Source organism: Providencia sp. R33, from assembly GCF_019343475.1.
Taxonomy (GTDB): Bacteria; Pseudomonadota; Gammaproteobacteria; order Enterobacterales; family Enterobacteriaceae; genus Providencia.
The window spans coordinates 3,350,950-3,373,100 of record NZ_CP072453.1 but is presented as its reverse complement, the minus strand read 5'-3'; the positions used below and the strand labels follow the sequence as shown (position 1 = coordinate 3,373,100).

The following is a 22,151-nucleotide window of genomic DNA, read 5'->3' as shown; positions in this document are numbered from 1 at the left end:
AACGACTAATAGAGGATAAGGTAATGCAAGTTATTCTGCTTGATAAAGTAGCTAACCTAGGTAGCCTGGGTGATCAGGTTAACGTTAAATCGGGCTATGCTCGTAACTTCTTAGTTCCACAGGGCAAAGCTGTTCCTGCGACTAAGAAAAACATCGAATTCTTCGAAGCACGCCGCGCTGAACTGGAAGCTAAATTAGCTGACGTTCTGGCAGCAGCACAGGCTCGTGCAGCAGCTGTTACTGCACTGGGTTCTGTAACTTTAGCTTCTAAAGCTGGTGACGAAGGTAAACTGTTCGGTTCAATCGGTACTCGTGACATCGCTGATGCAGTAACTGCAGCTGGCGTTAAAATCGCGAAAAGCGAAGTTCGCCTGCCAAACGGCGTTCTGCGTACTACTGGTGACCACGAAGTTCACTTCCAGTTACACAGCGATGTTTTCGCAGAGCTGAACGTTATCATCGTTGCTGAGTAATCAATAATGATGATAGGTGTTGCCGATTTATCGGCAATGCCAATAAAAAAACACCGGCTAAGTCCGGTGTTTTTTATTTTCTCGCATTCCATATTGGCGATCCATTAGTGACTACGGTGTACGGTAGTAACTTCCATCGCTAAGCCTTGCAAAACTATAGGTTTTTCCATCAGAAGCCGTAGTTTCCAGCAACTGAACTTCCCCTTTCCCATTAGCTTTTAGGCGAATTTTTTGTCCTTGACGTAAATTACTCAGCGGTTTTTCAGCACCTTCTACACGAGCCATGATAAAGGCATCGTTAGCCTGTAAATTATTATCACGGAATAGTTGTGCCAGAGTTTTCCCTTTTTGAACGCGGTAATTTTGCCACTCATCTGCCGATGGGCGTGTGGCCTGCGGTTCTTGCGGCTGTGTTGGTGGTGTTACCGCTGGCGGTTCTGTTGGTACGGTCTCGATGGGTTCAGGCACAATTTCGGGCTCTGTTGGTATTCCTTCCTCATTACCTTCGGGCTCTTGAACAGGTGGTGTTTGAATCGGATCAGGTGTGATATCGGGTATTGTTGGTGGTGGGATCACAATTGGCTGGTTTTGTGGTGCGTTATTCAATGGCTTATCACCCGTTGGCCAAAACAGTGCAACCACGACAATCAGCGCTAATACAGCAATGCTATAGAGATGAAATTTCGATAGTTTAACCATCACTCCTCCTTGACGAGGCAATGTACTAATTAAGGCGTATTTATACGCATACTAACACTGTTTTTGGGTAATTTAAGCGCTTGATACGATTTTTCGGAGAACACTGAGCAAATTAATACGTCATCGATGCGTTTTATTATTTAGATTGACGGTTTGGGTTTACCCATAGCAGGGGGACTGCTATTCTTGTTTTTTTATCAAAAACCATATGGGTATTTTCATGGCAAACCAAAATTTTGATTCAGTAGAAGCTCAAGCAAGCTACGGTATTGGTCTACAAGTTGGGCAGCAATTATTAGAGTCTGGTCTAGAAGGTCTAGTACCAAACGCAATTTTAGCCGGTTTGGTTGATGCATTAGAAGGCAATATGCCATCTGTACCTGTTGAAACCTTGCACAAGGCATTACGTGAAATTCATGAACGTGCAGATGAAGTTCGTGTTGCTCGCCAAGCTGCAATGGCAGAAGAAGGCCAAAAATTCCTCGATGAAAACCAAAAACGTGATGGTGTTTCAACGACTGAATCTGGTTTGCAATTCTCTGTGATCAACCAAGGTGAAGGCGCAATCCCATCTCGCTCTGACCGCGTTCGCGTTCACTACACCGGCCGTTTAATTGATGGTTCTGTGTTTGATAGCTCTGTTCAACGTGGTCAGCCAGCTGAGTTCCCAGTCAGTGGCGTGATCCCAGGTTGGATTGAAGCATTGACGCTGATGCCTGTTGGTTCTAAATGGGAATTGTATATTCCTCATGAATTAGCTTATGGTGAGCGCGGTGCAGGTGCATCAATTCCACCATTTAGCACACTTGTTTTTGAAGTTGAACTGTTAGAAATCTTATAAGAATAGCGGTTTTAATCACTATTTGAATCGATGCCTTGGTGTTTTTATTCGCCAAGGCATTTTTTATGGCGTAATTTTTATGCACTTGCTACTCTTGCTGTAAAGGTCAACGGGAGAGGTGAATAAAATGCTACAACAAATTTGCGAACTGGCTCAAGAAGCGGGTTATGTCATTATGGAAACCTACAATGCGCAAGAGCCGTTGCGGGTTGATCATAAAAGTGACAACTCCCCTGTCACAGAGGCAGATATTGCCGCACACCATATTATTGCCGCGGGTCTCACACGCATTGCCCCTGATATTCCACAGCTTTCAGAAGAAGATCCCCCGGAGTGGTCAATTAGGCAGCACTGGCAACGCTATTGGTTGATTGACCCTCTTGATGGAACCAAAGAATTCATTAACCGAAATGGGGACTTTACCGTCAATATTGCGTTAATTGAAAACGGTGTACCCGTTATGGGAGTCGTGTATGCCCCAGCAAAAGGCTTACTTTACTATGCAGAGGGAAACCAAGCATGGAAAGAAGAAGGCGGGCATAAGCAGCAGATCCATGTGTATGACGGAAAACCACCTGTGATTGTAATCAGCCGTTCCCATCAAGATAACGAATTAATGGATTACTTAGCTCAAATGGGCGAGCACACGACAGCTGAAATTGGTTCATCACTAAAATTCTGCCTTGTCGCGGAAGGAAAAGCGCAGCTTTACCCACGGTTTGGGCCGACGAATATTTGGGATACCGCCGCAGGCCATGCAGTTGCGATTGGTGCGGGGGCGAAAGTGGTTGATTGGAACGGAAAAACGTTAGATTACACACCGAGGGAGTCGTTCTTGAACCCAGGTTTTCGCGTGATTTTATTCTAATATTCAATAAAGGTTGGGAAGTGGTTTCCCAACCTTATTAATAATTAATTGTCTAATTGCAGCACTTTAGCAGTTGCGGTACGAATATCTAAGCACGCTTTTGCATCTTGTTTTAAATCAATGCCATAGGTTGGAATAATCGCTTTTAACTTCGCTTCCCAGCCATCGGCTTTCAGTTGATTCGCAAAACAGTCTTTGAGTACGTTTAAGGCAATAAAGGCAGCAGTTGATGCGCCTGGTGATGCCCCCATCAGTACGGTAAATGATTTATCTGCGCTGGTAATCAGCTCAGTACCAAACTCCAAAACCCCTTTTTTATCGTGATCTGGCTTGATAATTTGCACGCGTTGGCCAGCGACAACCTCTTTCCAATCTTCATGCTGTGCATCTGGGTAGAACTTTTGCAGTGTGGCAAATTGGTGTGCGGAAGTTTGCAGAACTTGCCCCACTAGGTATTCCGCTAATGACCAGTTATCTTTTGCGATAGCCAACATCGGTTCAATATTATTAAGGCGGATAGACTCAAATAGGTCTAAATAAGAGCCGTGTTTTAAAAACTTACTGGAGAATCCTGCATATGGACCAAACAGTAAGGAACGTTTGCCGCCAATAATACGCGTATCTAAATGCGGAACAGACATCGGCGGAGAACCTTTGTCTGCTTTGCCATATACTTTGGCATGATGTCGTGCGGCCACTTTTTCATCATCACAACGTAGCCAAATACCACTGACAGGGAAGCCACCATAGCCTTTTCCTTCAGGGATACCTGATTTTTGTAGCAATTCAATAGCACGCCCACCAGCGCCAACAAACACAAATTTTGCCGACGTAATGTGCTTTTCATGGGTCAGTAAATTTTTGACTTCCACATTCCAACGTCCATCAGGGGTTTGTGTGACATCAACGACTTCATGCTTATAGTGAAGTGAAAAACCTGATTGTTCACTGAGTTGCGCCATTAATAAATGCGTCAGTGCACCATAATCAACGTCTGCACCTGTTACCACACGTGTGACGGCAATATTTTTGTCGTCTTCACGGCCTTCTATTAACAATGGTGCCCAATCATTAATTTGTTTTGGATCATCGCTGTATTCCATATTGTGGTAGCAGTGGTGAGCAGACATTTGTTTAAAGCGTTGTTGTAAGAATTTGACATTGTCGGCGCCCCAAACAAAACTCATATGGGGGCAAGGGTGAATAAAATCGCGTGGACTTTTGATTTTCCCTTTCGTGACAAGGTATGACCATAACTGGCGGGACAAATCAAATTCTGTATTCACTTCAAGGGCTTTGCTGATATCGACAGTGCCATCAGGATTTGGCGGGGTGTAGTTCATCTCACAGTTGGCTGCGTGGCCTGTTCCCGCATTATTCCACGGATGTGAACTTTCCTGCGCACAATCATTTAAGCGCTCAAAAACCGCAACTGTTAGTGATGGTTCAAGTTCTTTTAAGAAAGTGCCGAGTGTCGCACTCATGATCCCTGCACCGATGAGCGCAATATCAACGTTTTCTGCTATAGGTTTCGTCATAAAAAAGCCTCTATTTTTTGGTCGGCGTGAAGCACAGCTCGGTGCCTTCTTGATAAACAACATAAGCACGTCGCCACGGGTCATCACCAATCAACCGCCACTTATGGCCTGTTCCTGTATTATCCTGTGCGAGTAAAATATCACCTGGATTAATTATAAATTTAGAACCATCTTTGGTTTCAAATTCTAAGGTGCCAGAGAGTGTGATCACATAGCGAGGAACGGGATCTTTATGCCAATCCCAAGATCCACCTGAGACGGTTTCACGAAAAGTCAGTTCGCTGACTGAAATGGTTGGGGTTTGACTATCCCCACGGGCAACACTATCCAGTTCCAGTGTGCCTTCTTCAAACAGGGAATTTCCATCTTCACCTGTCCACATACGAACACAACGTATCATCTTATTTAGCTCCTTAATGAAAATGGTATGGCTTGAAAATTAATTTAAATTCATTAGTGATAAAATAGGGTTCGTAAAATGACAATATTAAAATGGCGAAAATATATAATGTTTTTAATCTAAGGTTTTTTAAGAGGGAGGTCAAAGCGAAAGTGTCTTTATTTATAGTAAAGATGATGTATTTGTATTTAATTGAATTATAAGATTTATTTTAATCTTGTTTCGATTGTCGTTTGTTGACTGGCATGAATTAAGTACCTCTTTTAATGAGTGAGATATATAAACAATCATGACACTAAAATAGAGGGGTATAAGATAAAGCTCACAACAATGTATTTAAATTACTGTGAGCCGATAAAAATAATTAACTTTTCAGAATTGAATTCAGGGCAATGTGTTGTATTAGCATAATTGTCTTACCATCAACGATTTCCCCTGTTTTGATAGCCTCAAGTGCTTTAGGAAATGGCCACTCTAGTACTTCAATATCTTCACCTTCTTCTGCAAGTCCGCCACCTGCATTGCTGCGGTTATTATCACTATATTCGGCGATATAAAAATGCAGTTTTTCTGTGACAGAGCCAGGGCTCATAAAGGCTTCAAACACTTTTTCTAGTTTATCAACTTTGAAGCCCGTTTCTTCTTCGGCTTCGGCAATAATTCGTGCCTCTGGCGAAGCATTCTCAAGTAAGCCTGCGGCAGCTTCAATTAAAAAGTGAGGGTAACCACTCACATACATTGGCATGCGAAATTGGCGGATGAGAATAATGCTATTTTTAACTTTGTTGTACAACAAAATAACGGCGCCGTTTCCTCTGTCATACACTTCACGCTCTTGTTGTTGCCAACTTCCATCGCGCCTTTGTAGTTCGTAAGTATATTTCTTTAAAATATACCAATTATCTGAGAGGAGTTTTTCTTGGATATTACGCAGTTTCGGTTGTTTAACGGTCATGGCATGGCCTTAGCGAACAAGTATATTTAAGGCTAATTTAGCACCGTTAAAAACAGCAAGAAATAAGATTTTGAGGAAAGCCAGCTTTCTACTGAGGGCTGAAAGCTGGCGATATAACAGCTGGGCTTAATTATTTGATTAACTGAATTTGTTTAACTTCAACTTCCCTTGAATTCCAATCTTTATCGATTTTACCGCGAATTTCGATTTTATCTTTTGGTGTGATATTAATACCATTCCAGCGTTTTTCGCTGATCTCAAGGTTAATGGTGCCTGTACCGTCAGTGAATTCATAATGTTTATTGTCAAGCTGCTTAACAATATTACCGCGCAAGATAACCCAGCTATCATCTGACATATCAAGTGCTTTTGCGACGGTCATTTCACCGCTATTTGGGCCAATAAAACCACCGGCTTGGGTATTTTGTGTTGCTGTATTGGCAACAGCACCCGGGCCATCAAAACCGCCATTAGCAGCAAAAACTGGCGCGGAAGCAAGGGCGGCAACTAAAGCAATTAAAGGTAATTTTTTCATCGTCGTTATCTCCAAATAAAACATTAACGGGTTCGTATGGAGGGTATTAAAACAGGTAAATCTTAACAGGATCTTAAGGAATTAGCATAATGCATTATATTTTTAATTTGCTTAATAATAGCTAGTCATCTTATTGAGTATAAGATAAATATAATAATATTCCGATATGGGGGGGTTATGCGTATTTTATTAATTGAAGATGACAGACTGATTGGTGACGGATTAAAAGTGGGTTTAACGCAGCTTGGGTTTACTGTTGACTGGTTTATGGATGGTAAACAGGGGCAGCGAGCACTATTTGATGCGCCCTATGATGCAGTCGTTCTGGATTTATCCCTGCCAAATATTGATGGTATGGATATTTTAAAGCACTGGCGCACTGAAGGGCGGGATGAACCCGTGTTAATTTTGACGGCGCGGGATGCCCTTGACCAGCGAGTTCAAGGTTTACAACAAGGCGCTGATGACTACTTGTGTAAACCTTTTGCATTGATGGAAGTGATGGCTCGTTTGCATGCGTTGATCCGCCGTAGAAGTGGGCAGCTCACTCCCAAACTCAGTCATGGTGAGGTTGAAATGGATCCTGTGGCCATGACAGTGACGGTACACGGCGAACCTGTTCAACTCAAAGGTAAAGAATTAGCGTTGCTTTCCCTATTTTTGCATAACCCAAACAAAGTATTATCCCGCGCGCTGATTGAAGAAAAGCTTTATAACTGGGATGAAGAAGTCTCAAGTAACTCTGTTGAAGTCCATATTCACCATTTAAGGCGAAAATTGGGGAATAAATTTATTCGAACAATCCACGGTGTAGGTTATCGATTAGGTGATAATGAACAATGAAAACGTTTAGTTTGCGGCTAAAGCTCACCTTAACATTATTATTTCTTGCGTTACTGACGTGGGGAATTGCCAGCTCATTAGCATGGTACCAAACCTATAATACTATCAATGAGTTATTTGATACGCAGCAGATGGCTTTTGCTAAGCGGCTATCGGTATTGCCTTCAGATCTTGAGTTAACAAAGCCCTCACTGACAAAAACAAAAAAATTATTGCGTAAGAACCGTGGCCATCAAGACGATGATGCACTCGCATTTGCTGTATTTACCCTAGAAGGGGAAATGATGCTCAATGATGGTGATAATGGCCGTGATATTGGTTTTAATTTTACGCGAGAAGGTTTTACGGATGGTGCGATGAAAGGGAGTGATGATCCTTGGCGGTTTGTATGGCTAAAGTCTCAGGATGGTCAATATGTGATTGCAGTAGGGCAGGAGTGGGAATATCGCCAAGAAATGGCGACAGATATTATGGTTGCGCAATTTATGCCATGGCTGGTGGCTTTACCTGTGATGCTATTGATATTTTTATGGTTATTGACTCGTGCATTACGCCCCCTTAAAGATGTTGCAAACCAGCTGTATCGTCGAAAGCCCAATGAGCTAACACCAATACGAGTGACACGGATCCCCAGTGAAGCGAGGCCTATTATCGACTCTGTTAATGGGCTATTTGGTCGCATTAACCAAATGTTTGTGCGTGAAAGGCAATTTACGTCTGATGCTGCCCATGAGTTACGTAGCCCCCTTGCGGCATTAAAAGTGCAGGCGGAAGTCGTTCAAATTGCAGGAGATGACCGTGAAATTCGTCGCCATGCAGTCGCAAATTTAACGGAAGGTATTGATAGAGCAACCCGACTTGTTGACCAATTACTGACATTATCACGGTTAGAGTCTTCAGCTCAGTTGGAAGATACCAGCGAACTCACGTGGGAAGCATTAATTAATGCGGCTGTGAAAGAGATTGAGCCGGAGGCGATAAGCCAACAAACAACGATTATTCAAACAGTTGTTTCAACACCAAAACCTTTTCAAGGACAAGCACTGTTACTTAGCGTGTTATTGCGCAATTTACTTCACAATGCCATTCGCTATGGTAAAGAAAAGGGGGAAGTAAAAATTACATTGTATGCGGAACACCTTGAAATCCAAGATAATGGCGAAGGAGTAAGTCCTGAGGTATTACAGCGTCTAGGTGAGCGTTTTTATCGACCGCCAGGACAAGAAAAAACAGGTAGCGGTTTGGGGTTGTCTATTGTTAAACGTATTGCGCAATTACATAACCTGCAAGTGGTTTTTACGCATGGCGATGAAGGTGGCTTTTGCGTCAACATTATTTGGCTACATTAAATACCCTTAGTGACAGTGATTGATTATTAGAAAAATGAAGATAATTATGCATATTGACTATAAGGGAATTTTAGAATAACTCACTATTTTTGAAAAATACCGCGATAAGTTAATCCCTTCATTTACTGTTAATTGAATGAAGGGATTGATGACGTCACTATTTTAAAGCGGAAATGAGCGAGCCAATGACTTTTTCAATTTCTTGTGAATTTAGCTCGCCATCTTTGAAAAATAGCACTTTTCCTTGGTTATCCAGTACGATAATCGCAGAGCTTTCAGGTTTTAACCCCCACGCGGCTTTCACTACGCCATCACTATCGACAATAAACTGTGAGTAAGGAAACTCTTTTTTGCTGTCCTCAACGCTGTTTTTAACAAAAACCCCTGTCCCAAAAATTGCATCATCCGTATTAATAATTGTGGTGGTTTGATAGGTATCATGCGGGAATCTAGCGTTTTTAATGGCTTCTATGAGCGGTGCATTGAGTTCTTTTGCGGATGAACGCCCCGCAATGTGTTGGATAGTGCGTACTTTCCCGACTAATTGCTGGCTTTTCCATGGTTTGTAATCAAGTTTATTGTCGTTATTGAGAATTAACTCGCCTTTATCGGTAACAGAAACGGCAGGAACAGGTTGATTTATCTGAATATTAGCCGCTGTTGCAACCGCGGATAAGCTGAATAAGCAAATGGAGATGAAGACGTTTCTAAACATAAAAGCCCCTTGAATTGTAATGTGAATATATGAGCCCGAAGATTATTTGTTTCTCCGTGTATTTATAGCATAGCTCATCGGATGAGTTTCAATAGGGAATTTAACATTTTTTTAAAATTCAGAATAAATACACTGTTTAGCAGTAATTTAACAGTTATTTGACAGTGTCATGTTATGTCAGCAAATTGAATAAAACTGCAATTTTAGAACCAAAGTCGAAATTTCTGGTCTATGATTATTGTACGGTATGCATTATGAGGTGCCGTACGTAAGAACAAAGGGGAGGATAAGTTCTAATGAAAATTTTTAACCGTTATAACCCATCTAAAATTGCTCTTTATGTTAAAACACTTTTCAGTGGTCGGCTCTATATAAAGGATTTTGGAGCATTTGAGTTTAATTATGGGAAGATTTTACCACCAAAAGTCAGTGATAAACGCCATTACAGTGTGATGAGCGAGGTGAACAAACAAGTTTTATTATTACAGGCTGAATTAGGGTAGGTTAATCAAAATTGGTTTTGATGAGTAACGCGCCACACAAGGTGGCGCATTGAAAGAAACGGCTTCGCTAGCAAGCACTAATGTTCAGTATCTTTTGTTTGCTGTTTTGCGTCAGCCGTTTCAACGGTGTTTTTACCTGGCTGTACAACAACTGGTGAAGGTGCAGCAGTAATCCGTGTAACAAGCAACTGGTCAATTTTATAGTTGTCGATATCCACCACTTCAAACTTATAGCCCGCATATTTAACAAAATCTGTACGTTTTGGCATCCTTCTGAGTCGATACATCATAAAGCCTGCAATCGTTTCATAATTGCTAAAATCTGGGAATTCATCGATATCTAAAATACGTTGTACATCTTCAATCGGTGTGCCGCCTTCAACTAACCAAGAGTTCTCATCACGTACGACAATTTGTTCTTCTTGCCCTGCACCGACTAAATCCCCCATTAACGTAATCATGACATCATTGATAGTAATAATTCCCATCACTAAGCCATACTCGTTGAGGATCACGGCAAAATCAACGCCATTATGTTTAAAGGCTTCTAGAGTATCCGATAACGAAAGCGTATCGGGTACCATTAGAGTGCTACGGATATGCACGCCGTCATTTAAGCTTAAGCTTTGTCCATTCAGTACGCGATTCAGTAATTCTTTGGAATCGACATAACCAATAACATGGTCAATATCCCCTTCACAAACGAGGAACTTCGAGTGAGGTTGGGTGGAAATTTTATGTTTAATACTTTCTTCTGATTCGGTTTTATCAAAATAAATAATGCTTTCACGCGGTGTCATTGCAGAAGGCACAGTACGTGACTCTAATTCGAATACATTTTCAATTAATTCATGTTCTTGTTTGCGTAAAACACCTGCAACGGCCCCCGCTTCTACCACCGCAAAAATATCATCAGAAGTGATATCTTCATTACGAGATACAGGTAATTTGAATAGTTTAAAAAATAGGTTGGCAAGGCCATTAAAGAACCAAACAAGAGGGCTTAATACCACTAAACAAAAACGCATTGGGTTGACGATGCGAATAGCAATAGCCTCAGGCTTCACCATACCAACACGTTTTGGCGTTAAGTCAGCCACTAAAATAAATAAGCTCGTTACGATGGTAAAAGAGAGAACAAACGCGATTTTTTGCGCCCATTCAGGAGATAAAAACTGAATGAAAACATCATATAAAGCCGGGGAAAAAGCAGACTCGCCGACAATACCCGCAAGGATGGCAACGGCATTTAAACCAATTTGTACCACGGTAAAAAACATACCGGGCATTTCTTGTAATTTCAGAACACGAGCCGCGTTAATGTTGCCTTCATCGGCCATTAGCTTGAGTTTTATGCGGCGGGAAGCTGCCAGTGAAATTTCTGACAAAGAGAAAAATGCACTAATAGCACATAATAAAAGGACGATCAGTAAACTGTTGAGCATAAGTTATCCAGCCTTTCAAAGGGTGAATTTATAAAATTCAAAAATCTTTAAAGGCATAGTCTCGAATATTAAATATATTGAGTAAGCAAATATATGGAGCGCAACATGCGCAAATTGTTGATATGTGTCGTTAGTATAGATGGGTGGCGAGATATTCGTCAATATTCTTCATTCTTCGCGCTGTAGGGGTGTTGGCTTCATTGTGTATGCTCCCCGAGATATCTTCGTTTGCCGCCCACCTACAGCACGAATAATTTTGAATATTTATATACTTCATTCTTCGCGCTATAGGGGTGTTGGCTTCACTCAGCTACTCGGGTCACATACTTATGTATGCTTCCCGATATATCTTCGTTACAGCACAAATAATTTTGAATATATTTATTGCTGAAATATTAATTAAAGAATAAATAAAAGATGAATCAGTTATGTGCTAAATAGTTAAAGACGGTGGCATGCAAACACCAATACCGCCTAAGCCGCAGTAGCCATTTGGATTTTTATACAGGTATTGCTGGTGGTAATCCTCCGCAAAATAAAAGGTTTCCAATGGCGTGATTTCGGTGGTGATTGGACGAACATCGCTTTGTGCCTTCATGGCTTCTTGGTAGGCCTGCAACGTTTTCATTGCTTGTTGGTCTTGTTCTTCCGTTAATGTATAAATGCCAGAACGGTACTGACTACCGATATCGCCACCCTGACGCATGCCTTGGGCAGGGTCGTGGTTTTCCCAAAATAGCGTTAATAGTTGAGCGTAACTGATAACTTGTGGGTCAAAGACAACGCGTACGGCTTCTGCGTGGCCTGTTCGCCCTGAACAAACTTCTTCATAGGTTGGGTTAGGTGTTACACCACCGCAATAACCCGCAGAAGTTGTGTGAACTCCTGGTTGCTGCCAAAATAATCGCTCAACCCCCCAGAAACAACCCATTGCAAAATAAGCACTTTCCATATTCTTAGGAATAATCTCAATCGAATGATGGCTAACAGCGTGATATGGTGAATAAGAAATTGCGTTGGTTCTGCCAGGCAGAAGCTGTGAAATATTTGCAGAGTGAAATTTATTAAAAGCCATAATGATTCCTATTGGTCTTGACCACACAAATAAGCTAAAAATTAGGATAAAAACTTGTGTCTCGCGTTAATTTTACTCAAAATAAATTGATATGAAGTCTTTAGTCAATCGTTCTACCACCTTAGGAGCAGGCGTGTCGAAATACCCTTTAATCTGTTTTCTCTGCTTAACTGCGGCTGTGCCAGTTGTGCATGCAGCTAATCTTCGTCTTAATATAGAAGGACTTGAAGGACAACTTAACCAAAACGTTCGAGTACAGCTTTCTAATATATCCCAAGACGAAGTGGTGCCCAATGGCCGTTTTAGAGCGCGTGTCGAGAAAGCAATTCAAGAAGGTTTAAAGCCGCTGGGTTATTACGAACCGACTGTTGAATTTAGCTATGAAGAAAAAACACCGCCCGCACGCTCGATATTAACGGCAAAGGTGAACCCAGGTGAGCCTATCTTACTAAAAGGCGTGAAGGTCGAACTTCAAGGTGGGGCAAAAACAGATCCAGATTTTAAAGAGATGGTGTGGAAATTTACACCAAGGCTCGATATCGTGCAAAACGATGGTCACTATGAAGATTTTAAAGGCCGCTTTGGTAGCTTAGCGATCCGTAAAGGCTATTTTGACGCGGTGATGGAAAAGAGCCAGCTAGGAATTTCGCTTGATCACCATGCAGCTTATTGGGATTTTGATTTTAATAGTGGTGAACGTTACCGGTTTGGCTCTATTTCTTATCAAGGTTCGCAAATTCGTTCAGACTATCTTAATAACCTTGCCCCCTTTAAAGAAGGGGAATATTACACGTCAGAGCAACTTGCTGAATTTAACCGACGTTTAGCGGAAACGGGTTGGTTCACTTCCGCGATTGTGACGCCAAATATTGCTAAAGCACGTGGCGACGGCACAGACGTGCTACCAATGGAAGGGGTGATGGTGCCACGGGCGAGGAACTTTATTGAGCTTGGTGGCGGCTACGCAACGGATGTTGGCCCTCGCGTGAAAGCGACATGGAACAAACCGTGGGTAAATTCACGAGGCCAAAGCTTAACCTCCAGTATCAGCTTATCTCAGCCAGAGCAAGTGATTGATGCGAGTTATAAAATCCCCTTAAAAGCCAATCCCCTTGAGCAATATTATGCGGTACAAGGCGGGTTTAAGCGTACCGATTTGAATGATACCCAAGCAAATACAACGACGCTAAATGTGTCTCGTAACTGGGAATATTCATCGGGTTGGCAATATGGCGTCAATATGCGTTGGATGTTGAGTAACTTTACCCAAGCTAACGTCACGAATACCACGATGTTGTTATATCCAGGTGCCTATGTCAGCCGTATTCGCCAACGTGGTGGAGTGATGCCAACATGGGGGGATAGTCAACGTTATTCCATTGATTACTCAAATAAAATTTGGGGTTCTGATATCGACTTTGCCGTTGTACAAGCCAAAAACGTATGGATCCGAACGCCGTGGGAAGGGCATCGTTTCATTGTACGAGGTAATGTTGGCTGGATTGAAACCAACGATTTTGACAAAGTCCCTCCTGACTTGCGTTTCTTCGCAGGGGGCGATGGCAGTGTGCGCGGTTATGGTTACCAAAAAATCTCGCCAGAGGATAGCCGTGGCAAACTCACTGGGGCCTCAAAACTGGCAGTTGGCTCAATCGAATACCAATATAATTTCACCGGAAACTGGTGGGGAGCGACCTTCGTAGATAGCGGTGAAGCCGTCAATGATATCAAAACCAGTGACTTCAAAACGGGTGCAGGTGTTGGTGTGCGTTGGGTTTCCCCTGTTGGGCCGATTAAATTTGACCTAGCGACACCGATTGGTGATTCCAATAATGACAAAATTCAGTTTTATATCGGTTTGGGGACAGAGTTATGAGGTGGTTGAAGTGGTTAAAATGGGTCAGCCTTGCCATTTTATTGATTCTGGTTCTGGTGATTGGCGCGCTTAGCTGGGTAATTGGCACAAAATCAGGTTTTCACTTTGCCTTAAATTCGGTAACACGTTTTGTCCCTGAATTAACCATTGATGGAATTGATGGCGATATTCGTGATCTCACCTTAACGGGTGTGAAATACCAAATGCCAGGTGTGGATGTGAATGCAGGGAAACTGCATTTGGCCGTGAAATTAGGGTGCTTAACCAGCCGTGAACTGTGTATTGATGCATTAGGCACGGAAAATGTCACGGTTAACGTTGATACCTCACAATTTCCGCCATCGGAAGAAACCCCGCCTTCTGAGCCCCTGACAGAGCTAAACGCGCCTTTAACGATTCGTTTAAGCCAACTGTCATTGATAGAAACACATGTCACTGTAGATGGCATGGCTATCGATTTAGCAAAATTTACCACTGGGGCGACGTGGGAAGGGAAAGCGATTACCCTTACGCCGACGGATATTATTGATTTAGCAATAAACTTGCCTGAAGACCCACAAGCACAGCCTGTTGAAGAAAAACAGCCAGACCCGACACCAATCAATGAGCAAAAATCCCTTGGTGATGAGCTTAAGGCTTTATTTTCAAAACCATTATTAGCCGAGTTGCCAGAAGTCATTCTCCCTGTTGATTTAAATGTAGAAGGGATCAATGCCTCGAATTTCCAATTAACGGGCGGTACTGACGTTAAAATCAACCAATTACACCTCAGTTTGTCCAATCAAGGGCAGCAAGTGTTGGTTAAACAGCTCAAAGTGGATGCACCGCAAGGCAATGTGTCGTTATCTGGGACTGCAACGCTGCAAGATAAATGGCCCGTTTCATTGTCGGTGATTGGGGAAAGTCGTTTAGAGGATTTAGATGGGCAAAAAGTTGATTTATCCCTCAAAGGTGGTCTGATTGATGAATTGAAATTGGCACTTAATTTACAAGGGCCAATTAACGCTACGCTTGATGCAGAAACGGATTTATCCCAAGCCGATTTGCCGATTTTACTCACCCTTGAAAGCGATAAATTAACGTGGCCGCTAGTCGGTGATGCGCAGTATCAATTAGATGGCACACGCTTGCGCTTGAATGGTCGTCCATCGGCCTATGATTTGTCGTTGCGTTCAGCTATCACGGGGCAAGACTTACCGCCATCGACCTTGATGCTGGATGCAAAAGGTAACGAAGAGCAAATTAATTTAACGCGTTTACGCCTTGCTGCATTGCAAGGGAATGCGGATATCACCGGTGTGGCTGATTGGAGCAAGGCGATTAGCTGGAATGCGGTACTGACTTTGTCAGGGATCAATACCGCAAAACAGTACCCAGAATGGCCGGCAAAAGTGGACGGTAAGATTGCCACTCGCGGTAGCTTATACGGCGGTAGCTGGCAGTTAGATATCCCTGAAATTATGCTCGATGGTAATGTTAAAAATAACTTACTCAAAGCGCGTGGACAGGCGAAAGGTAACGCTGCTGGTCAATGGGATATCCCGCATTTTAATTTAGCGTTAGGCAAGAATAATGTGGATGTTAAGGGCTCTCTCGCCGAGAAATGGAACCTTGATGCCAAAATTAGTGCACCTGCACTTAATGGATTATTGCCAGGGCTTGGTGGGGTGATTGCTGGGGATGTGAAATTACGCGGTAATTTGCAGACGCCAGAAGCCTTAGTTGACCTCACTGCCCGAGGCGTGAAATGGCAAAATGACCTTGCTATCGAAAATGTTGCTATCAAAGGTAATGTTGCGACCGGTGAGCAAATTAAAGGGGATTTATCCGTTGTTTTACGTCAGTTAAGGCAAGGGGATTTAGTCGTTAGCAACTTGACGTTAGATGCCAAAGGTAGCGAAAAACAGCATACCCTGAAATTAAACATGAAAGGCGAGCCTGTTTCCGGCCAATTGGCGTTGGCGGGTGGGTTTGATCGCCAAACTGAGGTGTGGAAAGGCACGCTATCAAATACGTTATTTGATACGGTAGTGGGCGAATGGCGCTTAAACCAAGCCATGTCACTCAACTATGCTAATCAAACGCAAGAAGTGACGATTGGTAGTCATTGCTGGGTGAATCCAAACGCGCGTTTATGTGTGCCAAAACCCATTAAAGCAGGGAAAAGCGGCAGCGCAGATATTGTGTTAGAGCGTTTCGACTTAGCGATGATAAAACCGTTTATGCCAAAAGATACCCGTGTTAGCGGTGTATTTAGTGGTAAAGCGAACGCGAGCTGGAAAGCTGATGGTAGCATGCCGCAAGTGCAGGTCGATTTACGTGGTAATGATGTCAAAGCGACTCAGTTTGTTGAAGGAACGCGTTTACCTATCGCATTTGATACGCTAACACTCAGTGCTGCCTTGAAAAACGGCAAAGCAGACCTTAATTGGTTATTTGGCCTCGCCAATAACGGGCAGATGCGCGGAAACCTACAAGTTTCAGATATCGAAAAACGCCGTTTGTTATCAGGTAATGTTGAAATTAACGCCATTACTTTGGACTTAATCAAACCGTTACTAGGCCAAAAAGAAGTGGCTAACGGACGTTTAAATGCCAATTTACGCTTAGGTGGGTCTGCGAATAACCCACTATTAAATGGGAACTTATCGCTTTCCAATTTAGAAATTAAGTCTGCGATGATCCCATTTGATATTAAAAGTGGTCATTTAGGCGTTAATTTCAATGGCACAAGCTCGGTGATGAATGGGCAGATCAACACACCGGAAGGCTACCTGAACATTGATGGTGATGCGGATTGGCGTAATATCAATGCATGGCGGGCGAAAGTGATGGCGCGAGGGAATAACTTGCGTGTGTCCATGCCACCGATGATTAAAATCGATGTGCAGCCCGATATCGTGTTTGATGCTTCGCCATCGCTCTTAACGTTAAGTGGCTCTGTGACTATTCCATGGGCGAGAATTACGGTTCAAGAGTTACCTGAGTCAGCGGTTAGCGCATCGTCCGATGTGGTGATGTTAGACAGTAACTTGAAGCCGATTGAGGAAAAAGCGCCTTCGATTCCAATTCAAACCAATTTGGATATTAAAATTGGTAATGATGTGCAGTTAGATGCGTTTGGCCTAAAAGCGCGCTTAACAGGGTTACTGAAGGTGTTACAGAACAAACAAGGGCTAAGCTTGAATGGTCAAATTGACATTCCGGCAGGGCGTTTTCGTGCTTATGGCCAGGACTTGATTGTCCGTAAAGGGCAAATTCAGTTCTCAGGGCCTGCGGACCAACCGTTCTTAAATTTAGAAGCGATTCGTAACCCAGAGAACACGGCGGATGATGTCATTGCAGGTGTTAAGGTCACAGGGCTTGCAGACAAACCGAAAGTCGAGATATTCTCTGAGCCAGCCAAGACGCAACAAGAAGCGCTTTCTTATCTGTTAAGAGGGGAAGGCTTAGAAAGTGGTGACGCAAATGGCTCCCAAATGACATCGATGATTATCGGCCTAGGCGTGGCTCAAAGTGGGCAACTGGTGGGTAAAATCGGTGAAACATTCGGGGTTTCTGATCTGGCTCTCGATACGCAAGGTGTGGGAGACGGTTCCCAAGTTGTGGTGAGCGGTAAGATAACTAATGATTTACAAGTGAAGTATGGTGTTGGTATCTTTGACTCCCTGGCAACTTTGACCTTACGTTATCGATTAATGCCAAAATTGTATTTAGAAGCTGTGTCTGGTGTGAACCAGGCCTTGGATCTCCTTTACCAATTTGAGTTTTAGATTATGCGTGTAATTGTTTATGGCAGCTTAAGACAAAAGCAAGGAAATCATCACTGGATGACTTATGCTCAATTGTTAGGCGAGCACAAGCTAGAAGGCTATGAACTGTATGATCTTGGATTTTATCCCGCTGTGGTGAAAGGCGATGGCGCAATTGAGTGCGAAGTGTATCGCATTAATCCATCGATTTTAACCGAGCTAGATGAGCTAAAGAAAAACTCTCAGGATTATGTAAGAGAGTTAATCCCAACGCCATATGGCAACGCTTGGATTTATCTGTATAAGCATTCGGTTGATGGCCTGCGCCAAATTAAAAGCGGCGACTGGCTCAAACGTGATGAAGAAAAATAACCACACACTATTTTGTTGTGTGAACAATGTGCAGTACGCCGGCAATATTGCCGGCGTTTTTAATTTAAAGGCATAAAAAAAGCTCTGGGGTTAGCCAGAGCCTTCAATAATATTCCCTGAGAGGAAATTATTTTTTTGCAGCGCGTTCGAAAGAGGCAACGATTTCCGCTTTCGCAGCTTCTACGTCATCCCAACCGTCAACTTTAACCCACTTACCTTTTTCTAAGTCTTTGTAATGTTCAAAGAAGTGAGTGATTTGTGCTTTCAGTAGCTCAGGGATATCGTTCACATCTTTAATGTGATCGTATTCTTTGCTCAGTTTAGTGTGTGGAACCGCCACTAATTTTGCATCTTCACCTGATTCGTCGGTCATTTTCAGAACGCCAACTGGGCGGCAACGAATAACAGAACCTGGTTGTAATGGGTATGGTGTTGGGACTAACACGTCAACTGGGTCACCATCTAAAGACAGTGTGTTGTTGATGTAACCGTAGTTGCACGGATAGAACATCGCTGTTGACATGAAACGGTCTACAAACAGAGCGCCAGATTCTTTATCAACTTCGTATTTGATAGGATCTGCGTTAGCTGGAATTTCGATGATAACGTAGATATCTTCTGGCAGATCTTTACCTGCCGGTACATTGTTCAGGCCCATTTAAATGCATCCTTTGTGTGAATAATGAATTTACCCGCTGACTATTAACGTATTGATTAAATAGTGTTAGTTATCGACTTTCAAGTCACTAACTTTTTCGGGTAGATAGCGTGGGGGACATTATAGCCGCAAAAAGGGGCAAAACTCACTAGTTGGCGAAAAAAAGGAACAAAAAAGGCGGGATACCCCGCCTTTAGATAAGTGAAGCGTATTATTCAGCGTCTGGAAATTCACGCATGAATGATTCAGCTTTCTCCACCATGGACTCAGTTCCGACGAAGAACGGAGCACGTTGGTGTAATTCACTTGGGATGATATCTAAAATACGGTTCGCACCATCGCTTGCTTTACCACCAGCTTGTTCAGCTAAGAATGCAATTGGGTTGCACTCATACAGTAGACGCAGTTTTCCATTTGGGTGACTTGCTGTGCTTGGGTAGATGTAGATACCCCCTTTGAGCAAGTTACGGTGGAAGTCTGCCACTAAAGAGCCAATATAGCGTGTGGTATAAGGGCGGTTAGTTGCTTTATCTTCTTCTTGGCAGTATTTAATGTACTTTTTAACACCCATAGGGAACTTGATGTAGTTACCTTCGTTAATGGAGTACATTTTGCCTTCCGATGGGAACATGACTTTCTCATGAGATAAGCAGAACACGCCTAAAGATGGGTCGTAAGTAAACGCATGTACGCCAACACCTGTGGTATAAACCAACATGGTTGATGAACCGTAAACAACGTAACCCGCAGCAACTTGGCGGTTACCTGGTTGCAGGAAGTCTGCTTCAGTCACAGGTTGGCCAATTGGCGTAATACGGTGGTAAATTGAGAAAATTGTCCCGACGGAAACGTTTACATCGATATTCGAAGAACCATCAAGTGGGTCCATTAATACGACATATTTTGCGTTTTCTGCACGGTCTCCTTCGAAAATGACAATTTCGTCTTCTTCTTCAGAGGCGATACCGGCGACTTCTCCGCGTGCTTTTAGGGCCGCTTTCAGTTTTTCGTTTGCATACAGGTCAAGCTTCATCTGGACTTCACCTTGAATATTCGACACACCATTAGTGCCAAGAATATCGACGAGTCCAGCTTTGTTAATATCACGATGGATAATTTTAGCGCCCAGTTTAATCGCTGACAGTAATGACGTCAGCTCACCTGTTGCATGAGGAAAATCTTGTTGCTTTTCGACGATGAATTCGCCTAATGTTTTCATGACGAAGGTCCTGAATAAAATTGACAAAGGTTTTGCGGGGCGATTATACCCCGCGCGGGGGAGAGTTTAACTAAATAAAAAAAAGATTAATAGGTTAATGCATTTATAAACCTGCTATTGATGGGTAGAATAGTGACAAACCTCATGCTAATTGGATGAAAAAGAATGCACATACATATTTTAGGTATATGCGGTACCTTTATGGGAAGCTTAGCGATATTGGCACGATCTTTAGGCCATAAAGTGACGGGCTCGGATGCGAATGTTTACCCACCGATGAGTACATTGCTTGAAAATCAAGGTATTGAACTTATTCAAGGTTATGATCCGGCGCAGCTCGAACCGATTCCGGATATGGTGGTGATTGGCAATGCCATGACACGCGGGAACCCCTGTGTTGAAGCCGTATTAGAACGAGGTTTACCTTATACTTCAGGCCCTCAGTGGTTACATGACCACGTATTGCCTGAGCGTTGGGTACTGGCTGTGGCAGGAACGCACGGTAAAACCACAACCGCAGGAATGCTTGCGTGGATTTTAGAAGATTGTGGCTACAAACCAGGCTTCTTGATTGGTGGTGTACCGGGTAATTTTGATGTGTCCGCCAAACTGGGTGAAAGCCCATTCTTTGTCATTGAAGCCGATGAATATGATTGTGCTTTCTTTGATAAACGCTCGAAATTTGTGCATTACAGCCCGAAAACGTTGGTCTTAAACAACCTTGAATTCGACCATGCAGATATTTTCGAAAACCTCGAAGCAATCCAAAAACAATTTCATCATCTTGTGCGTATCGTGCCTGCGAGTGGCAAAATCTTCACTCCAGACAATGACAATCATTTAAAACAAGTGATTGGCATGGGCTGTTGGAGTGAGCAAGAGCTGGTGGGTGGAGAACATGGCGAATGGCAAGCGGTGAAGCTAAACCACGATGGCAGCCAATTTGAAGTGTATTACCAACAAGAAAAGGTGGGCGAAGTTTCTTGGCAGCAAGTGGGTAACCACAATATCCAAAATGGTTTGATGGCAATTGCAGCTGCTCACCATGTTGGTGTGCCAGCGAAAGAAGCTTGTATTGCATTAGATAAATTTATTAATGCGCGTCGTCGTCTGGAACTGCGTGGTGTGGAAAATGGCGTGAGTGTGTATGATGATTTTGCTCACCACCCAACGGCAATTTTGGCAACACTCGAAGCACTACGCAGCAAAGTGGGCGGGACTTCTCGCATTATTGCTGTATTAGAGCCTCGTTCCAATACCATGAAACTGGGGGTGAATAAAAATGATATCGCGCCAGCTTTAGGCCGTGCAGATGAAGTCTTTTTATTCCAACCAGCCAATATTCCGTGGATGGTGACTGATATCGCTGAAAAATGCGTACAGCCTGCTCGCTGGAGTGCGGATATTGAGGCCCTGACCAATATGGTGATTGAGACAGCGCAACCTGGTGACCATATTCTTGTGATGAGCAACGGTGGCTTTGAAGGCATCCATGGGAAACTGTTGGCAGGGTTAAAAGCCAAAGCAGAAATTGAAGTGGATGATTAATTAAGCCTACTGGTAATGGGTTAGATAGACCCCAGCGTTCATTAAGACTGCTGGGGTTTTTTTATGCCTGATGTCTCAAATGGGCATTGGTCTATCACCCAGCTCAATGTTATTGGGCTATTCATTTCTTTTTTTAAGCTGCCCATATAGCAATCGAGGGAATCGGTAAAAAGATGGAATAAGCAACCGACCGCCACCGCTTTCAGTTTCCACGATGGCATAAACAGTAGGACAACGTAGGCGATTGCAGCCCAAAGGGAATGAAGAGGGTGGAAGCCAATACCACAACGCTCAGGGTCGAAAATAGGGTTTGCCAAGAGGTGGTCTAAATCGATAGCCATCGTCGCAATCATAATCAATGCGGCTAGTTTCCAATTTTTTCGCCAAAATAGATAAGCGAACAAAATGGGCATCAAAAAGTGAAAGCCGTAATGCACAATATTGCGAAAAATGTCGAATAGCACGGTAGAGCCCCTAATCTTTTGCT

Annotated in this window: 21 protein-coding genes; 10 read left to right on the top strand and 11 right to left on the bottom strand. The window is 43.1% G+C overall.

The features are described from left to right. The first annotated feature begins 23 nt into the window (after nt 1–23). Nucleotides 24–473 (top strand): 50S ribosomal protein L9, encoded by a 450-nt coding sequence (rplI, locus tag J6836_RS15770; RefSeq protein WP_206083173.1) that lies wholly within the window; start codon nt 24–26, stop codon nt 471–473. Nucleotides 474–584: 111 nt separating this feature from the next. Here the strand turns inward: rplI and J6836_RS15765 are convergent, their stop codons facing one another. Further along, entirely contained in the window at nt 585–1,172 is a 588-nt protein-coding gene (locus J6836_RS15765) for a LysM-like peptidoglycan-binding domain-containing protein (protein ID WP_219244913.1), read from the bottom strand. A 220-nt stretch (nt 1,173–1,392) separates the two neighbouring features. Here J6836_RS15765 and J6836_RS15760 point away from each other — a divergent pair, with 220 nt between their 5' ends. Continuing rightward, complete coding sequence (locus tag J6836_RS15760) at nt 1,393–2,013, top strand: peptidylprolyl isomerase (protein WP_219244912.1); 621 nt, start codon at nt 1,393–1,395, stop codon at nt 2,011–2,013. A gap of 127 nt (nt 2,014–2,140) precedes the next feature. Further along, a complete protein-coding gene (gene cysQ / locus J6836_RS15755; RefSeq protein ID WP_219244911.1) occupies nt 2,141–2,881 on the top strand; it encodes a 3'(2'),5'-bisphosphate nucleotidase CysQ in 741 nt (246 codons plus the stop codon). Between the two features lie 44 nt (nt 2,882–2,925). On the opposite strand, the gene mqo is transcribed toward cysQ, so the two are convergent. The 4 genes from mqo to J6836_RS15735 form a co-directional block, all read right to left on the bottom strand. After that, nucleotides 2,926–4,419: a malate dehydrogenase (quinone) gene (mqo, locus tag J6836_RS15750; RefSeq protein WP_219244910.1), complete on the bottom strand. Its 1,494-nt coding sequence runs from the start codon at nt 4,417–4,419 to the stop codon at nt 2,926–2,928. A 10-nt stretch (nt 4,420–4,429) separates the two neighbouring features. Beyond that, nucleotides 4,430–4,819 (bottom strand): hypothetical protein, encoded by a 390-nt coding sequence (locus J6836_RS15745; protein WP_219244909.1) that lies wholly within the window; start codon nt 4,817–4,819, stop codon nt 4,430–4,432. Between the two features lie 364 nt (nt 4,820–5,183). Further along, on the bottom strand, nt 5,184–5,774 hold the full coding sequence (locus tag J6836_RS15740; RefSeq protein ID WP_219244908.1) for an NUDIX domain-containing protein: 591 nt from the start codon (nt 5,772–5,774) through the stop codon (nt 5,184–5,186). Nucleotides 5,775–5,904: 130 nt separating this feature from the next. Further along, nucleotides 5,905–6,309, bottom strand: a complete 405-nt coding sequence (locus J6836_RS15735; RefSeq protein ID WP_219244907.1) for a YgiW/YdeI family stress tolerance OB fold protein — start codon at nt 6,307–6,309, stop codon at nt 5,905–5,907. 177 nt (nt 6,310–6,486) lie between these two features. Here J6836_RS15735 and qseB point away from each other — a divergent pair, with 177 nt between their 5' ends. Both qseB and qseC read left to right on the top strand, forming a co-directional pair. After that, nucleotides 6,487–7,152 carry a quorum sensing response regulator transcription factor QseB gene (qseB, locus tag J6836_RS15730; RefSeq protein WP_219244906.1) on the top strand — a complete coding sequence of 222 codons (666 nt, stop codon included), beginning with the start codon at nt 6,487–6,489 and terminating at the stop codon, nt 7,150–7,152. Next, nucleotides 7,149–8,501 (top strand): quorum sensing histidine kinase QseC, encoded by a 1,353-nt coding sequence (gene qseC / locus J6836_RS15725; protein ID WP_219244905.1) that lies wholly within the window; start codon nt 7,149–7,151, stop codon nt 8,499–8,501. Before qseB ends, qseC begins: the two co-directional genes overlap by 4 nt. A gap of 157 nt (nt 8,502–8,658) precedes the next feature. Here qseC and J6836_RS15720 read toward each other — a convergent pair whose 3' ends face one another. Further along, the gene (locus J6836_RS15720) at nt 8,659–9,216 is read right to left on the bottom strand and encodes a YtfJ family protein (protein WP_219244904.1); all 558 of its coding nucleotides are present in this window, start codon (nt 9,214–9,216) and stop codon (nt 8,659–8,661) included. A gap of 296 nt (nt 9,217–9,512) precedes the next feature. Between J6836_RS15720 and J6836_RS15715 the strand changes: the two genes are divergently transcribed. After that, a complete protein-coding gene (locus J6836_RS15715; RefSeq protein WP_219244903.1) occupies nt 9,513–9,719 on the top strand; it encodes a DUF1107 domain-containing protein in 207 nt (68 codons plus the stop codon). Between the two features lie 77 nt (nt 9,720–9,796). Here J6836_RS15715 and J6836_RS15710 read toward each other — a convergent pair whose 3' ends face one another. Both J6836_RS15710 and msrA read right to left on the bottom strand, forming a co-directional pair. Further along, nucleotides 9,797–11,164: a hemolysin family protein gene (locus J6836_RS15710; protein WP_219244902.1), complete on the bottom strand. Its 1,368-nt coding sequence runs from the start codon at nt 11,162–11,164 to the stop codon at nt 9,797–9,799. Nucleotides 11,165–11,597: 433 nt separating this feature from the next. Continuing rightward, on the bottom strand, nt 11,598–12,239 hold the full coding sequence (msrA, locus tag J6836_RS15705) for a peptide-methionine (S)-S-oxide reductase MsrA (RefSeq protein ID WP_219244901.1): 642 nt from the start codon (nt 12,237–12,239) through the stop codon (nt 11,598–11,600). A gap of 133 nt (nt 12,240–12,372) precedes the next feature. Between msrA and tamA the strand changes: the two genes are divergently transcribed. From tamA to J6836_RS15690, 3 genes are read left to right on the top strand one after another with little or no spacing between them, the layout of a single operon-like run. Further along, complete coding sequence (tamA, locus tag J6836_RS15700) at nt 12,373–14,115, top strand: autotransporter assembly complex protein TamA (RefSeq protein WP_255586244.1); 1,743 nt, start codon at nt 12,373–12,375, stop codon at nt 14,113–14,115. Further along, nucleotides 14,112–17,888, top strand: coding sequence for an autotransporter assembly complex protein TamB (tamB, locus tag J6836_RS15695; RefSeq protein WP_219244899.1), 3,777 nt, complete (start codon nt 14,112–14,114; stop codon nt 17,886–17,888). The genes tamA and tamB overlap by 4 nt, the downstream gene beginning before the upstream one ends. 3 nt (nt 17,889–17,891) lie before the next feature. Then, entirely contained in the window at nt 17,892–18,239 is a 348-nt protein-coding gene (locus J6836_RS15690; RefSeq protein WP_206083200.1) for a gamma-glutamylcyclotransferase family protein, read from the top strand. 127 nt (nt 18,240–18,366) lie between these two features. Here the strand turns inward: J6836_RS15690 and ppa are convergent, their stop codons facing one another. Together ppa and fbp are read right to left on the bottom strand one after the other, a co-directional pair. Next, nucleotides 18,367–18,897, bottom strand: coding sequence for an inorganic diphosphatase (ppa, locus tag J6836_RS15685; protein ID WP_219244898.1), 531 nt, complete (start codon nt 18,895–18,897; stop codon nt 18,367–18,369). Nucleotides 18,898–19,108: 211 nt separating this feature from the next. Then, entirely contained in the window at nt 19,109–20,116 is a 1,008-nt protein-coding gene (fbp, locus tag J6836_RS15680) for a class 1 fructose-bisphosphatase (protein ID WP_047756321.1), read from the bottom strand. 165 nt (nt 20,117–20,281) lie between these two features. On the opposite strand from fbp, the gene mpl reads away from it, so the two are divergent. Further along, nucleotides 20,282–21,664, top strand: coding sequence for a UDP-N-acetylmuramate:L-alanyl-gamma-D-glutamyl-meso-diaminopimelate ligase (gene mpl, locus J6836_RS15675; RefSeq protein WP_219244897.1), 1,383 nt, complete (start codon nt 20,282–20,284; stop codon nt 21,662–21,664). 41 nt (nt 21,665–21,705) lie between these two features. On the opposite strand, the gene J6836_RS15670 is transcribed toward mpl, so the two are convergent. Further along, nucleotides 21,706–22,128, bottom strand: coding sequence for a DUF6122 family protein (locus J6836_RS15670; RefSeq protein ID WP_219244896.1), 423 nt, complete (start codon nt 22,126–22,128; stop codon nt 21,706–21,708). Nucleotides 22,129–22,151 lie beyond the last annotated feature (23 nt).

What these genes read in the sequence shown, in the direction of transcription:
- rplI (WP_206083173.1), top strand. Translation starts at nt 24, where the DNA reads ATGCAAGTTATTCTGCTTGATAAAGTAGCTAACCTAGGTAGCCTGGGT.
- J6836_RS15765 (WP_219244913.1), bottom strand. Translation starts at nt 1,172, where the DNA reads ATGGTTAAACTATCGAAATTTCATCTCTATAGCATTGCTGTATTAGCG.
- J6836_RS15760 (WP_219244912.1), top strand. Translation starts at nt 1,393, where the DNA reads ATGGCAAACCAAAATTTTGATTCAGTAGAAGCTCAAGCAAGCTACGGT.
- cysQ (WP_219244911.1), top strand. Translation starts at nt 2,141, where the DNA reads ATGCTACAACAAATTTGCGAACTGGCTCAAGAAGCGGGTTATGTCATT.
- mqo (WP_219244910.1), bottom strand. Translation starts at nt 4,419, where the DNA reads ATGACGAAACCTATAGCAGAAAACGTTGATATTGCGCTCATCGGTGCA.
- J6836_RS15745 (WP_219244909.1), bottom strand. Translation starts at nt 4,819, where the DNA reads ATGATACGTTGTGTTCGTATGTGGACAGGTGAAGATGGAAATTCCCTG.
- J6836_RS15740 (WP_219244908.1), bottom strand. Translation starts at nt 5,774, where the DNA reads ATGACCGTTAAACAACCGAAACTGCGTAATATCCAAGAAAAACTCCTC.
- J6836_RS15735 (WP_219244907.1), bottom strand. Translation starts at nt 6,309, where the DNA reads ATGAAAAAATTACCTTTAATTGCTTTAGTTGCCGCCCTTGCTTCCGCG.
- qseB (WP_219244906.1), top strand. Translation starts at nt 6,487, where the DNA reads ATGCGTATTTTATTAATTGAAGATGACAGACTGATTGGTGACGGATTA.
- qseC (WP_219244905.1), top strand. Translation starts at nt 7,149, where the DNA reads ATGAAAACGTTTAGTTTGCGGCTAAAGCTCACCTTAACATTATTATTT.
- J6836_RS15720 (WP_219244904.1), bottom strand. Translation starts at nt 9,216, where the DNA reads ATGTTTAGAAACGTCTTCATCTCCATTTGCTTATTCAGCTTATCCGCG.
- J6836_RS15715 (WP_219244903.1), top strand. Translation starts at nt 9,513, where the DNA reads ATGAAAATTTTTAACCGTTATAACCCATCTAAAATTGCTCTTTATGTT.
- J6836_RS15710 (WP_219244902.1), bottom strand. Translation starts at nt 11,164, where the DNA reads ATGCTCAACAGTTTACTGATCGTCCTTTTATTATGTGCTATTAGTGCA.
- msrA (WP_219244901.1), bottom strand. Translation starts at nt 12,239, where the DNA reads ATGGCTTTTAATAAATTTCACTCTGCAAATATTTCACAGCTTCTGCCT.
- tamB (WP_219244899.1), top strand. Translation starts at nt 14,112, where the DNA reads ATGAGGTGGTTGAAGTGGTTAAAATGGGTCAGCCTTGCCATTTTATTG.
- J6836_RS15690 (WP_206083200.1), top strand. Translation starts at nt 17,892, where the DNA reads ATGCGTGTAATTGTTTATGGCAGCTTAAGACAAAAGCAAGGAAATCAT.
- ppa (WP_219244898.1), bottom strand. Translation starts at nt 18,897, where the DNA reads ATGGGCCTGAACAATGTACCGGCAGGTAAAGATCTGCCAGAAGATATC.
- fbp (WP_047756321.1), bottom strand. Translation starts at nt 20,116, where the DNA reads ATGAAAACATTAGGCGAATTCATCGTCGAAAAGCAACAAGATTTTCCT.
- mpl (WP_219244897.1), top strand. Translation starts at nt 20,282, where the DNA reads ATGCACATACATATTTTAGGTATATGCGGTACCTTTATGGGAAGCTTA.